Source organism: Paraburkholderia sp. RAU6.4a (genome assembly GCF_050435625.1).
Taxonomy (GTDB): Bacteria; Pseudomonadota; Gammaproteobacteria; order Burkholderiales; family Burkholderiaceae; genus Paraburkholderia; species Paraburkholderia tuberum.
Map to the genome: position 1 here is coordinate 2,717,776 of NZ_JBNDKQ010000003.1, position 13,847 is coordinate 2,731,622.

At 60.9% G+C, this 13,847-nt stretch carries 4 protein-coding genes, 2 tRNA genes, 3 rRNA genes and 1 pseudogene; 8 read left to right on the plus strand and 2 right to left on the minus strand.

Annotated features, from left to right (window positions below):
- Positions 1-9 precede the first annotated feature (9 nt).
- The 3 genes and pseudogenes from cobN (at position 10) to OKW40_RS37130 (ending at position 5,597) form a co-directional block, all read left to right on the plus strand.
- Positions 10-3,829, plus strand: a pseudogene (gene cobN, locus OKW40_RS37120) (cobaltochelatase subunit CobN).
- Complete coding sequence (locus OKW40_RS37125; protein ID WP_429493838.1) at positions 3,826-4,926, plus strand: ATP-binding protein; 1,101 nt, start codon at positions 3,826-3,828, stop codon at positions 4,924-4,926. The pseudogene cobN and the gene OKW40_RS37125 overlap by 4 nt, the downstream one beginning before the upstream one ends.
- A 56-nt stretch (positions 4,927-4,982) precedes the next feature.
- A complete protein-coding gene (locus OKW40_RS37130) occupies positions 4,983-5,597 on the plus strand; it encodes a vWA domain-containing protein (RefSeq protein ID WP_429493839.1) in 615 nt (204 codons plus the stop codon).
- A 67-nt stretch (positions 5,598-5,664) separates the two neighbouring features.
- On the opposite strand, the gene OKW40_RS37135 is transcribed toward OKW40_RS37130, so the two are convergent.
- Positions 5,665-6,609: a flagellar brake protein gene (locus OKW40_RS37135; RefSeq protein WP_187610299.1), complete on the minus strand. Its 945-nt coding sequence runs from the start codon at positions 6,607-6,609 to the stop codon at positions 5,665-5,667.
- A 576-nt stretch (positions 6,610-7,185) separates the two neighbouring features.
- On the opposite strand from OKW40_RS37135, the gene OKW40_RS37140 reads away from it, so the two are divergent.
- From OKW40_RS37140 to rrf, 5 genes are all read left to right on the plus strand, one after another.
- Positions 7,186-8,718 (plus strand): 16S ribosomal RNA (locus OKW40_RS37140).
- 74 nt (positions 8,719-8,792) lie between these two features.
- A tRNA-Ile gene (locus OKW40_RS37145) sits at positions 8,793-8,869 on the plus strand.
- Positions 8,870-8,922: 53 nt separating this feature from the next.
- A tRNA-Ala gene (locus OKW40_RS37150) sits at positions 8,923-8,998 on the plus strand.
- Positions 8,999-9,344: 346 nt separating this feature from the next.
- Positions 9,345-12,226 (plus strand): 23S ribosomal RNA (locus OKW40_RS37155).
- A gap of 188 nt (positions 12,227-12,414) precedes the next feature.
- Positions 12,415-12,528: ribosomal RNA gene (gene rrf, locus OKW40_RS37160) — 5S ribosomal RNA — on the plus strand.
- Together the 16S, 23S and 5S rRNA genes with 2 tRNA genes alongside form the textbook arrangement of a ribosomal RNA operon.
- Before the next feature lie 72 nt (positions 12,529-12,600).
- On the opposite strand, the gene OKW40_RS37165 is transcribed toward rrf, so the two are convergent.
- A complete protein-coding gene (locus tag OKW40_RS37165; RefSeq protein WP_429494004.1) occupies positions 12,601-13,833 on the minus strand; it encodes a lipocalin-like domain-containing protein in 1,233 nt (410 codons plus the stop codon).
- Positions 13,834-13,847: the final 14 nt, after the last annotated feature.

The following is a 13,847-nucleotide window of genomic DNA, read 5'->3' on the forward strand; positions in this document are numbered from 1 at the left end:
CGCACCAGCATGCATCTGCTGCGCACGACGCCGGGCGGCTTCGTCGACGATACGCAGGGCGTGATCCGCATCGATCAGCAGCCCGCCGAGATCGTCGTGCTCAGTTCCGCCGACACCACGCTGTCGCTGCTCGCAAGCGTGGTGCCGCGTCTCGGCGACGGCTTTCCGAGCGTGCGGCTCGCGAACGTCACGTATCTGCGTCAGCCTGCCTCGGTCGATTTCTATCTGGACGACGTGTTGCAGCATGCGCGCGTGGTCGTCGTCGATCATCTCGGCGGCGAAACGTATTGGCCGTACGGCATCGAGCAGGTGGTCGCGCTCGCGCAGCGCAAACAGCAAACACTCGCGATGTTTTCCGGCGATCTGCAGGAAGACCCGAACCTGCTCGCGCGCAGCACCGCGAGCGCCGAGTTGTGTCAGCAGCTGTGGCGCTATCTGCGCGAGGGCGGTCCGCAGAACGCCGAGGCGTTTTTGCGCTGCATCGCGTATCGCGCGCTCGACTGGGGGCGCGAACCCGATCCGCCGCGCGCGTTGCCGGCCGCGTCGCTGTATCACCCCGAGCGCGATACCCCCATCGTCGCCGACTGGCAGGCGCGTTGGCGGCAAGACGCGCCGGTCGTCGCGATTCTGTTCTACAAGGCGCATCTGCAGGCCGCCAATACCGCGGTGTTCGATGCGCTGATCGACGCGCTCGAAGCGCAAGGGCTCAATCCGCTGCCGCTCGCGATCACGTCGCTGAAGGATGCGGTGAGCCGCGATGTCGTGCAGTCGCTGTGCGCGCAACATGGTGTCGCGCTCGTGCTGAACACGACCGCGTTCGCCGCTTCCGCGATCGACGACCCGGAACCGCTCGCGCTCGCCGGCGACGCGCCGGTGTTCCAGGTGATCCTGAGCGGCGGCAATCGCGAAGACTGGCTGAAGGACAACCACGGCCTCAATTCGCGCGACATCGCGATGCATATCGCGCTGCCCGAAGTGGACGGGCGCATCATCACGCGCGCGATCAGCTTCAAGGGGCTCGCGTATCGCTGTGCGCATACGCAGGTCGACGTGGTCCGCTATCAGCCCGACCTCGAACGGGTGGGCTTTCTCGCCGAGCTGAGCCGGCGCTGGTGCCGTTTGCGTTCGCTCGATAACGCCGACAAGAAAGTCGCGTTGATTCTCGCCAACTATCCGATGAGCGAAGGGCGCATCGGCAATGGCGTCGGGCTCGATACGCCGGCGTCGGTGGTCGGCATTCTGTCGATGCTGCGCGATGAAGCTTATCGTGTCGGCGAACTACCCGAAAACGGCGACGCGTTGTTGAACAGGCTGACCGAAGGCGTGACCAACGATCCGGTCGTACGCGATCTGCGTCCGGCCCTGCAAAGCCTCGCACTCGACGACTATCTCGCGCATTTCAACGCGTTGCCGGCGAGCGTGCGCGACGCGTTGAACGCTCGCTGGGGCAAGCCCGAGCAGGACCCCACGCTGCGGCGCGGCCGCTTCATGATCGCCGGCTGGCGCTGCGGCCAGGTGTTCGTCGGCATTCAGCCTGCGCGTTCGCGCGAGCACGGCGACTACGCGAGCTATCACGATGCGGAGCTCGTACCGCCGCACGCATACCTCGCGTTCTATTTCTGGCTGCGCCATCAGTTCGGCATCGACGCGGTCGTGCACGTCGGCAAGCACGGCAACCTGGAATGGCTGCCGGGCAAAAGCGTCGCCTTGAGCGACGCGTGCTGGCCCGATCTGATTCTCGGACCGATGCCGCATCTGTATCCGTTCATCGTCAACGATCCGGGCGAGGGCAGCCAGGCGAAGCGGCGCGCGCAGGCGGTGATCATCGATCATCTGATGCCACCGCTTACACGCGCCGAAAACTATGGGCCGCTGCAGGACCTCGAACGCCAGGTCGACGAATACTACGAAGCATTGATGGTCGATTCGCGTCGCGCGAAGCTCTTGCGTCGCACGATTCTGACGACGATCGTCGAGCATCGGCTGCACGAAGAGCTGAGTCTCGCGGCGCCGAACCGACAGGACGATGAAGACGCGCTGCTCACCCGCGTCGATGCGTGGCTGTGCGAGCTGAAGGAAGCGCAGATTCGCGATGGCCTGCATACGTTCGGGCAGTCGCCGCGCGGCGTGCAGCGGCGCGACACGCTGCTCGCGCTCGGGCGCTTTCCGGTCGGCGATGGGCGGGCCGGCAAGGCGGGGCTCGTCGACGCGCTGGCGCGCGATCTGCGCATCGATCATCGGTTCGACCCGTTGACGGTGGATTGGGCCGCCGCATGGGACGGTCCGCAACCCGAGGTATTGCAGCGGGTCAGCGATGCGCCGTGGCGACATTACGGCGATACGCGCGAGCGGTTGGAATTGCTCGCGGGCGAGCTGTTGCGCGGTGTCTGCAATGTCGATTGCGATGATGCGGATCGTTCGCAGGCCGTCCCCGTAGCTGACGAAAATCTGCCGCAAGCGGCACAGGTGATCGCACGCCTGCGCGACGACGTGCTGCCGCGTCTCGACGCCTGCGGCCCGCAGGAAATGACGCAGCTAAAGCGCGGCCTCGAAGGACGTTTCGTGCCGCCAGGTCCGAGCGGTTCGCCGTCGCGCGGTCGGCCCGACGTGCTGCCAACCGGCCGCAACTTCTATTCGGTCGACACGCGCGCGGTGCCGACGCAAGCCGCGTGGGCACTCGGCCTGAAATCGGCGCAGCAACTGATCGAGCGGCATCTGCAGGAGCACGGCGATTATCCCCCGCGCGATCGGCCTGTCGGTCTGGGGCACCGCGACGATGCGCACCGGCGGCGACGATATCGCGCAGGCGCTCGCGCTGCTCGGCGTGCGGCCGAAATGGGCGCCGGGCAGCCACCGTGTGACGGACTTCGAGATCATGCCGATCGACGCGTTCGATCGGCCGCGTATCGACGTCACGTTGCGCGTATCCGGTTTTTTTCGCGATGCGTTCGCGAACGTGATGCATCTGTTCGATGCGGCCGTGCAAGCGGTTGCCGAACTCGACGAGCCCGCGGAGCTGAATCCGATTCGCGCGCGCGTGCAGCGCGAACGCGATGCGTTGATCGCGCGCGGCATGGACCCGGTCGAAGCGCGCAAGCGCGCCGGCTGGCGCGTGTTCAGCGCGCGGCCGGGCACGTACGGCGCGGGTCTGCAGCAGATGATCGACTCGCGCCAATGGCAGACCGACGCCGATCTCGCGAACGCGTATCAGGCATGGGGCGGATATGCGTACGCGCAGAAGAGCGCGGGCGAGGAGGCGCATCAAGCGTTTGGCACGCGCCTCGCAGTGATGGACCTCGTGCTGCAGAACCAGGACAACCGCGAGCACGACGTGCTCGATTCGAACGACTACTACCAGTTTCAGGGCGGCATGGTCGCGGCGGTGCGGCATCTGGCAGGTCAGCAGCCGCGGGTCTATCACGCGGATCACAGCAATCCGGCCGCGCCGCGCGTGCGGACGTTGCAGGAGGAGATCGCGCGCGTGATCCGCTCGCGCGTGGTCAATCCGAAATGGCTCGACGGCGTGAAGCGCCACGGCTACAAGGGCGCGGCCGAGATCGCCGCGACCGTCGATTATCTGTATGGCTACGACGCGACCGCGCGCGTGATCGCGGATCATCAATACGCGCTCGTCGCCGATGCTTATCTGAATGACGCCGATACGCGCGCGTTCATGCAACGGCACAATCCGCATGCGCTGCATTCGATCTGCGAGCGTTTGCTCGAGGCGATGCAGCGGGGGCTGTGGCAGCAGCCGGGTGACTATCGCGCGCAGGTGGAAACGCATCTGCTTGCGAGCGAACAGCAGATCGAAGGAAGACAAACATGAATGGAGCGATGCGAGGAACGGGCGACGCAGGTAGCTCCGCCTGTGTATCGGGTACGGCGGCGCGCCCCTTTTTTCCGTTTGCGGCGCTGATCGGCCAGGCCTCGTTGCAGCAGGCGCTGGTGCTCGCGGCGATCGATCCGGGCTTGGGCGGCGTATTGATCAGCGGACCGCGTGGCACCGCGAAGTCGACTGCCGCGCGCGCGCTTGCGGAACTGCTGCCGGAGGGAGAGCTCGTGAATCTGCCGCTTGGCGCGAGCGAAGATCGTCTGATCGGCACGCTCGATATCGAAAGCGTGCTGCGTGACGGCTCGGTGCGCTTCTCGCCGGGGCTGCTCGCGAAGGCGCATCGCGGCGTGCTGTACGTCGACGAAGTCAATCTGCTGCCCGATGCGCTCGTCGATGCGTTGCTCGATGCGGCGGCGAGCGGCGTGAATACCGTCGAACGCGATGGCGTGTCGCATAGTCATGACGCGAGCTTCGTGCTGATCGGCACGATGAATCCCGAAGAGGGCGAGTTGCGGCCGCAATTGATCGACCGCTTCGGTCTGATGGTGGAGTTGCAGAACGCGTTCGAGCCGCAGGTGCGGCAGGCGATCGTCAAAGCGCGGTTCGCGTTCGATCTCGATCCCGCTGGGTTTCGTACCGTCTACGCGGAGCAGCAGGCTTCATACGTGCAGCGAATTCGCTCGGCGCGCGCGGCGCTGCCGCTGCTGTCGTTCGATGACGCCGTCCATGCGCGCGTGAGCGCGCTATGCATCGACGCGGCCGTCGACGGTTTGCGCGCCGACCTCGTGATGCTGCGCGCGGCGCGCGCGCTGGCCGCATTCGAACGGGCAGGCGCGGTGACGGTGCGGCATGTGGAGCGCGTTGCCGATCCGGTGCTGCTTCATCGGCGGCGTCAGCATGATTCGCAACATGCGAATCAGCGCCGGCCAGAAAGCGAGGCGCCGGCACGGGACGTCGCTGAGGGTGCGTCTGGCGATACGGCTGCATCCACGACACCTTCCACCGACTCCGACTGGGGCTACCTGCCGCCCGAGCCGGCGGCGGCTTTGCCTGTCAAAGGCGTCATTGCGCTCGACGCAAAAAAACGCTGAGCCATCGGAAAGGCGCCGCCGCTGACTCGCGCAGCGGTTTTCGATGGCGACAAGGCGTGGGGGCGGATTCGCGCGACACGTCGCGCGGCGAACCGGGCAGGCGCATTGCATGGCCACCGACGCTCGCCGCGATGCGCGAGCACACGCTGCGTCGTGAGTATCTGCGCTTCGTACGGGAAGTGCCGCGTGGCGGTGTGCTGCATTGTTTCGTGCTCGATTGCTCCGGGTCGATGCTGGCGGGCCAACGCCTCGCGTTGGCGAAGGGTCTACTGACTGCCTTGTTCGACCGTGCGAGTGCGATGCGCGCTGAGGCTGCGCTGATCTGCTTCGGCGGTACGGGAGCGGATGTGCGCTTCGGCCCCGCCGTGCCGCGCTGGTGGAACGAGCGATGGCTCGCGCCCGTGGGCGGAGGCGGCGGTTCCCCGCTCGCGTCGGGCGTGCGCAGCGCCGCGCAACTGCTCGAACGCTGCGCGCGGCGACGGCCGGCCCAGCAGCGCTGGTTATGGATTCTGACCGACGGCCGCACGAGCGACGAACCCGCGCGGCCGGCCGACGTCGATGAAGTCGTGTTCGTCGATTTCGAGCGTGGTGCGATACGGCTCGGTCGTTGCGAGGTGCTCGCCAATGCCTGGGGAGCGCGGCGGTTGACGCCGGAAGAGTTGCTCGGCTGATCGATGTGTGCGCAGCGAGGTCGACGCTGCTGTGTCCGCACGCGCGTTGCTTTTGTGGCCGTACCGCTTATTTCAGTCCGTTGGACCAGTGCTGCACATCCTCCTGACGATCGAACACGAACACCTTCATCGCCATCTGTTGAACGGAATCGAGTTGATCCAGTTCGAGCCCATGCATGGACGGCTCGCCAGGCGCTTTGCCCTTCTGAACGTTGCGGATCACCGCCGTCGTCTCGATCTGTGAATCGTATTCGGCCGACTTCAGCCGGAACGCGATGCGCAGCCGCTCGCCGACTTCGCCCAGTGTCCATGACGCACTCAACGACATGCCGAGCGCGCTGATGCCCTTGGCGAGTCCAAGGCCTTCGTAAGTGTCACCGCTCCCACCGATGCCAAACCGCACGGGCAGGTGCGCATGGACGCGGATCGATTTGCGCTCACGGAGCCGGCGGACCATACCGGGCCTCGACAACACGGCATAGTCGAACGGCACGCGGCAGACCGCTTCGACCGTGCAGACGAAACGGAACACGGCCTGACTCGCGATCGCGACGACCTCGACGTTCTCGCCGGGCGTGAGCGGCAGCGGTTGGCCCTGCAGCATCGGCGGCGTGACGAACAGCGCATGATTCGGCGCGAAACCGATGATGCCGCAAGGTTGCATCGGCGCGCCGCTGCCGGGTTGCGAACGCATGCCGATCAATGTGCCGATCTCGAGGTGCATGTCCTTCAGCGTCAACTCACCGGCGTGGTCAGGCTGGGCGGTTGGCGCCGGCGGTTGTTGTGCGCCGAGGTCGAACAGGTCGCCGCGTTGCGGGCGGAAGTGTTGAAACAGAAAGGCGCGCTCGTCGGTGGTCGCGAGCGTCGTCGCGCTTGCGAAGAGCAGCGTGCCGTCGGCATCGACGATCGGCCATGGGAGCGGCGTGCCTACCGGCACCGTATCAGGCTCGAGCATCGGGGATGCCGCGGCGGGCTGGGTGTCCTCGACGTGTGCGTCGACGAGATTGTCCATAGTCGGCAGCTAATTTAAGTGGCGGGATGATCTGATTGACGGCGGGGAAGGGTAGAACTTTAATTTGGGGAGCCGTGGTGAGTTCGAGCCGTGCTCGGACTACTTTGTTTTGTCGGTATCAGGACTTCGGCAGGTTGAATCGGATGACTAACTATTTTCGCTGATTTCTTGGTCTGGCCAGAGTTGACTCTTTTGAGGGCTGGCGGCAATGCGATGGAGATGGCAGTCTTTGTTCCCAAAAGAAATTCGCAGAAGGGTATTGACGTGTTGTTGACCGCTCTCCATAATCTCGTTTCTCTGCTGCAGACGCAGCGACGCAAACGAAGCGGTGCCGGGTAGTGGTGGTTCAGGCGCGGCGGGTTTGGCGGACCGATCTTTAAAAACTAACAGTCGATAAGTGTGGGCACTTGATGCGGGATGCGGCGGCGGATTCTCCGGAGTCTGCTGTCAGGCAGAAGTATCAGAAGCCTCACACAGTATTAGAGGAAGGTTTGTCTGTCGAAAGACGGATCAATCATCGTCAGTACGTTGAGTGAGCGACCGGGTTCGAGAGAACCCGAACACAGTAACAGGTTTGAACTGAAGAGTTTGATCCTGGCTCAGATTGAACGCTGGCGGCATGCCTTACACATGCAAGTCGAACGGCAGCACGGACTCCGGTCTGGTGGCGAGTGGCGAACGGGTGAGTAATACATCGGAACGTGTCCTGGAGTGGGGGATAGCCCGGCGAAAGCCGGATTAATACCGCATACGCTCGGGAGAGGAAAGCGGGGGATCTTTCGGGACCTCGCGCTCAAGGGGCGGCCGATGGCAGATTAGGTAGTTGGTGGGGTAAAGGCCTACCAAGCCGACGATCTGTAGCTGGTCTGAGAGGACGACCAGCCACACTGGGACTGAGACACGGCCCAGACTCCTACGGGAGGCAGCAGTGGGGAATTTTGGACAATGGGCGCAAGCCTGATCCAGCAATGCCGCGTGTGTGAAGAAGGCCTTCGGGTTGTAAAGCACTTTTGTCCGGAAAGAAAACCTCGTGGCTAATATCCGTGAGGGATGACGGTACCGGAAGAATAAGCACCGGCTAACTACGTGCCAGCAGCCGCGGTAATACGTAGGGTGCGAGCGTTAATCGGAATTACTGGGCGTAAAGCGTGCGCAGGCGGTGCTGTAAGACCGATGTGAAATCCCCGGGCTTAACCTGGGAACTGCATTGGTGACTGCAGCGCTGGAGTATGGCAGAGGGGGGTGGAATTCCACGTGTAGCAGTGAAATGCGTAGAGATGTGGAGGAACACCGATGGCGAAGGCAGCCCCCTGGGCCAATACTGACGCTCATGCACGAAAGCGTGGGGAGCAAACAGGATTAGATACCCTGGTAGTCCACGCCCTAAACGATGTCAACTGGTTGTCGGGCCTTCATTGGCTTGGTAACGTAGCTAACGCGTGAAGTTGACCGCCTGGGGAGTACGGTCGCAAGATTAAAACTCAAAGGAATTGACGGGGACCCGCACAAGCGGTGGATGATGTGGATTAATTCGATGCAACGCGAAAAACCTTACCTACCCTTGACATGTATGGAATCCTGCCGAGAGGCGGGAGTGCCCGAAAGGGAGCCATAACACAGGTGCTGCATGGCTGTCGTCAGCTCGTGTCGTGAGATGTTGGGTTAAGTCCCGCAACGAGCGCAACCCTTGTCCCTAGTTGCTACGCAAGAGCACTCCAGGGAGACTGCCGGTGACAAACCGGAGGAAGGTGGGGATGACGTCAAGTCCTCATGGCCCTTATGGGTAGGGCTTCACACGTCATACAATGGTCGGAACAGAGGGTTGCCAAGCCGCGAGGTGGAGCCAATCCCAGAAAACCGATCGTAGTCCGGATCGCACTCTGCAACTCGGGTGCGTGAAGCTGGAATCGCTAGTAATCGCGGATCAGCATGCCGCGGTGAATACGTTCCCGGGTCTTGTACACACCGCCCGTCACACCATGGGAGTGGGTTTTACCAGAAGTGGCTAGTCTAACCGCAAGGAGGACGGTCACCACGGTAGGATTCATGACTGGGGTGAAGTCGTAACAAGGTAGCCGTATCGGAAGGTGCGGCTGGATCACCTCCTTTCCAGAGCTGTGCATTCATTGCACTCAAGTGCTCACGCTTATCGGCTGTGGTTAGAAGCAACGCAGACAGGCTCAGGGTCTGTAGCTCAGCCGGTTAGAGCACCGTCTTGATAAGGCGGGGGTCGATGGTTCGAATCCATCCAGACCCACCAGTGTCTTGTCTGGTGAGCTGAAGGGCTGGGGCCGCTGGACTATCTGTGGGACTGGGGGATTAGCTCAGCTGGGAGAGCACCTGCTTTGCAAGCAGGGGGTCGTCGGTTCGATCCCGTCATCCTCCACCAATCCTCAATGCGCAGGGTTCTGCATGAAGGCAGAGCGTTGCGCATTGGCGATTGAGCCAGTCAGAGCGGTATGAGGCACAGGCTTCATACCGGCTGCCGTTCTTTAACAATCAGGAAGAAGTAGTAAAGAGATTCACGAAAGCGTACCTGGAGATGGGTGTGTGAGTAGGTGAATCAGGGTTGTGATTGTATCGATGTATTTTAAAGGTGATCGAGAGATCGCTTTGGAATACGGCGCAACACGAATACTCAACCTGTAGCGAGTGCGTCTATCCCCTCCGGGGATGGGACCCACGTAAGCGCTAAAGCGCTAACGTGGGTCGACACAGAGACACACCCGTTATAGGGTCAAGCGAACAAGTGCATGTGGTGGATGCCTTGGCGATCACAGGCGATGAAGGACGCGGTAGCCTGCGAAAAGCTCCGGGGAGCTGGCAAACGAGCATTGATCCGGAGATGTCCGAATGGGGAAACCCACTCCTAATGGAGTATCCGTAGCTGAATCCATAGGCTGCGTGAGGCGAACGCGGTGAACTGAAACATCTAAGTAACCGCAGGAAAAGAAATCAACCGAGATTCCCAGAGTAGTGGCGAGCGAAATGGGATCAGCCGGTACACGTTATCCGTATTGTTAGTCGAACGCTCTGGAAAGTGCGGCCATAGCAGGTGATAGCCCTGTAGACGAAAACAGCATGGAAGAACTGGGTGTACGAGAAGTAGGGCGGGACACGTGAAATCCTGTCTGAAGATGGGGGGACCATCCTCCAAGGCTAAATACTCGTGATCGACCGATAGTGAACCAGTACCGTGAGGGAAAGGCGAAAAGAACCCCGGGAGGGGAGTGAAACAGATCCTGAAACCGCATGCATACAAACAGTCGGAGCCTCTGCGAAGGGGTGACGGCGTACCTTTTGTATAATGGGTCAGCGACTTACATTCAGTGGCGAGCTTAACCGATTAGGGCAGGCGTAGCGAAAGCGAGTCCGAACAGGGCGTCCAGTCGCTGGGTGTAGACCCGAAACCAGGTGATCTATCCATGGCCAGGTTGAAGGCACGGTAACACGTGCTGGAGGACCGAACCCACTAACGTTGAAAAGTTAGGGGATGAGCTGTGGATAGGGGTGAAAGGCTAAACAAACCTGGAAATAGCTGGTTCTCTCCGAAAACTATTTAGGTAGTGCCTCGTGTCTCACCTTCGGGGGTAGAGCACTGTCATGGTTGTGGGGTCCATTGCGGATTACTACGCCATAGCAAACTCCGAATACCGAAGAGTGCAATCACGGGAGACAGACATCGGGTGCTAACGTCCGGTGTCAAGAGGGAAACAACCCAGACCGCCAGCTAAGGTCCCCAAATATGGCTAAGTGGGAAACGAAGTGGGAAGGCTAAAACAGTCAGGAGGTTGGCTTAGAAGCAGCCACCCTTTAAAGAAAGCGTAATAGCTCACTGATCGAGTCGTCCTGCGCGGAAGATGTAACGGGGCTAAGCCATATACCGAAGCTGCGGATGCACAGTAATGTGCATGGTAGGAGAGCGTTCCGTAAGCCTGCGAAGGTGCACTGGAAAGTGTGCTGGAGGTATCGGAAGTGCGAATGCTGACATGAGTAGCGATAAAGGGGGTGAAAGGCCCCCTCGCCGTAAGCCCAAGGTTTCCTACGCAACGTTCATCGGCGTAGGGTGAGTCGGCCCCTAAGGCGAGGCAGAAATGCGTAGCTGATGGGAAGCAGATTAATATTTCTGCACCATTGTGAAATGCGATGGGGGGACGGATCGCGGAAGGTTGTCCGGGTGTTGGAAGTCCCGGTCCTTGCATTGGAGAAGGCGCTTTGGCAAATCCGGGCGCGGGATTCAAGGGTGCGAGGCGAGCCACTTCGGTGGCGAAGCAACTGGAAGGGGTTCCAGGAAAAGCCTCTAAGCTTCAGTTTCACAGTGACCGTACCGCAAACCGACACAGGTGGGCGAGATGAGTATTCTAAGGCGCTTGAGAGAACTCGGGAGAAGGAACTCGGCAAATTGGTACCGTAACTTCGGGATAAGGTACGCCCTCATAGCCTGACTGGCCTGCGCCAGAAGGGTGAAAGGGTTGCAATAAACTGGTGGCTGCGACTGTTTAATAAAAACACAGCACTCTGCAAACACGAAAGTGGACGTATAGGGTGTGACGCCTGCCCGGTGCCGGAAGATTAAATGATGGGGTGCAAGCTCCTGATTGAAGTCCCGGTAAACGGCGGCCGTAACTATAACGGTCCTAAGGTAGCGAAATTCCTTGTCGGGTAAGTTCCGACCTGCACGAATGGCGTAACGATGGCCACACTGTCTCCTCCCGAGACTCAGCGAAGTTGAAGTGTTTGTGATGATGCAATCTCCCCGCGGCTAGACGGAAAGACCCCATGAACCTTTACTGCAGCTTTGCATTGGACTTTGAACCGGTCTGTGTAGGATAGGTGGGAGGCTATGAAGTTGGGACGCCAGTCTCAATGGAGCCGTCCTTGAAATACCACCCTGATCTGTTTGAGGTTCTAACCTTGGCCCGTGATCCGGGTCGGGGACAGTGCATGGTAGGCAGTTTGACTGGGGCGGTCTCCTCCCAAAGTGTAACGGAGGAGTACGAAGGTACGCTAGGTACGGTCGGAAATCGTGCTGATAGTGCAATGGCATAAGCGTGCTTGACTGTGAGACTGACAAGTCGAACAGGTGCGAAAGCAGGTCATAGTGATCCGGTGGTTCTGTATGGAAGGGCCATCGCTCAACGGATAAAAGGTACTCTGGGGATAACAGGCTGATACCGCCCAAGAGTTCATATCGACGGCGGTGTTTGGCACCTCGATGTCGGCTCATCTCATCCTGGGGCTGTAGCCGGTCCCAAGGGTATGGCTGTTCGCCATTTAAAGAGGTACGTGAGCTGGGTTTAAAACGTCGTGAGACAGTTTGGTCCCTATCTGCCGTGGGCGCTGGATATTTGAAGGGGGCTGCTCCTAGTACGAGAGGACCGGAGTGGACGAACCTCTGGTGTACCGGTTGTCACGCCAGTGGCATCGCCGGGTAGCTATGTTCGGAAGAGATAACCGCTGAAAGCATCTAAGCGGGAAACTCGCCTTAAGATGAGATATCCCCGGGGCTTCGAGCCCCTTGAAGGGTCGTTCAAGACCAGGACGTTGATAGGTCAGGTGTGCACGTACAGTAATGTACTGAGCTAACTGATACTAATTGCCCGTAAGGCTTGATCCTATAACAGGTGTGTCTCCCCGAAGGGGATTGGTGTGAACTCCCGCGGGAGCTCACAGAAACGCACGGTTGGGATTCAGTGTTGTGCCAGAAACAACACAACCCCCCACACTCGAATCCTTTACGCTTCTTCCCGATTGGCTGTGGCGCAACCGGTTGACTCCAGCCCTGCGACGCAGCAACCCGTCATGCCTGATGACCATAGCGAGTCGGCCCCACCCCTTCCCATCCCGAACAGGACCGTGAAACGACTCCACGCCGATGATAGTGCGGATTGCCCGTGTGAAAGTAGGTAATCGTCAGGCTCCCCCCCAGTCAGAAACCCCACCCGCCGCGGTGGGGTTTCTGCGTTTACGCGGCCGACTTTGCGCGCTTCACTACTTTCCGATCCGCAACGCATCCGCGTAACCCGTCAGTTCCAGATAGGCTCGCCCTACATCCGCATTCTGTTGACTCACCCGTACCGCGCCTTCCCAATACACGGCACCGGTCGACTGTCGTGAGTCGAGTTCCTGATCGTCCATCAGCGGATCGAGTTGCCATGTCAGCGTTCCCGCTCTAACCGTCATCGAGACCGGATACGAGGTATTCGTGTGCGGCGAGCGCCACATGCGACGCGGCGTGAAGTCGACTTCACCGGGGTCGAAATTCGTTACCTGACCATCGGGTCTGCGAAGCGTCGCGTGGGCCCATATTGCATGTCCGTCGCGGCTGCGGATCTTGAATGCCATTAGCGCCGAGCCGTCCGTCAAATTGGCGCCGAGCCAATCCCACCCGACCGCATTGGCGTCGAGCAACGTGCTCGACCACTCGTGATCGAGCCATGCGGTCCCCGTCACTGCTGCATCGCGCGTCGTGTCGTTTCCACCTCCGGCTGGGCGCACCACAGTGCCCGTCACGCGGAGTTGCGGTTCGCTGTAGTAATAGCTCGCCTGTTCGGGCCGCGGTCCTTTGCGCGAGTAACCGCGCTCGCCCTGAATCAGCGGAGGCTGCGTTGGCGTGAGTTGGAGGTGTAGCGAGAATCCACTTGCATCGGCGGTGACGTCGTAGTGGCCGTCCGCGGCGCGAATCATTTTCCAGGCGTCGAGTTTGACGTCGGTGTTGGCGGTCTTCGCGTAGGCGAGCCCGAGACCCTGCCGAGCGATGCGTTGATCGTGAACGAGGTGTCCGATGGCCGGATCGCTCAGCGCAGCGTGCGCGATGATCAGTTGCGACGGGGCGAAATCGCTTGGATCGGCGGCATCGTGACCAGTCGCCGTACGGAAGAACGTGATCTGGAATCCGAGCGGTCGGTTGTCGGGCGTCGTGAGCCAGCCTGTCGCGTACCACCACTCGGTGCGGAAAGCCGGATGAGCACCGCTGTCCCGCGGAAACGAGATCGGATGGTCTGGCGTGACTGCCGCGAAGGCGACCGGGGTGGATCCAGTGGAGTCGCTACTAGCGGCGAAAGAGGGCGACACAGCGGCTATGCCAATCCAAAGTAGCCCTCGGAAAAAAAGCTGAAGGCGCCGCGGAGGTGACCCGCCGTGTCGGCGCGCGATGCACGTCGCGCAGCCATCGAGCGCAGAGCAAACCTCGCGAATGGCCGCGCTATCCCAGATCAACCGCATTTTCCACGCACGCC

Excerpts from the sequence above, each read along its gene's own strand:
- OKW40_RS37125 (WP_429493838.1), top strand. The coding sequence starts at position 3,826 with ATGAATGGAGCGATGCGAGGAACGGGCGACGCAGGTAGCTCCGCCTGT.
- OKW40_RS37135 (WP_187610299.1), bottom strand. The coding sequence starts at position 6,609 with ATGGACAATCTCGTCGACGCACACGTCGAGGACACCCAGCCCGCCGCG.
- OKW40_RS37165 (WP_429494004.1), bottom strand. The coding sequence starts at position 13,833 with ATGCGGTTGATCTGGGATAGCGCGGCCATTCGCGAGGTTTGCTCTGCG.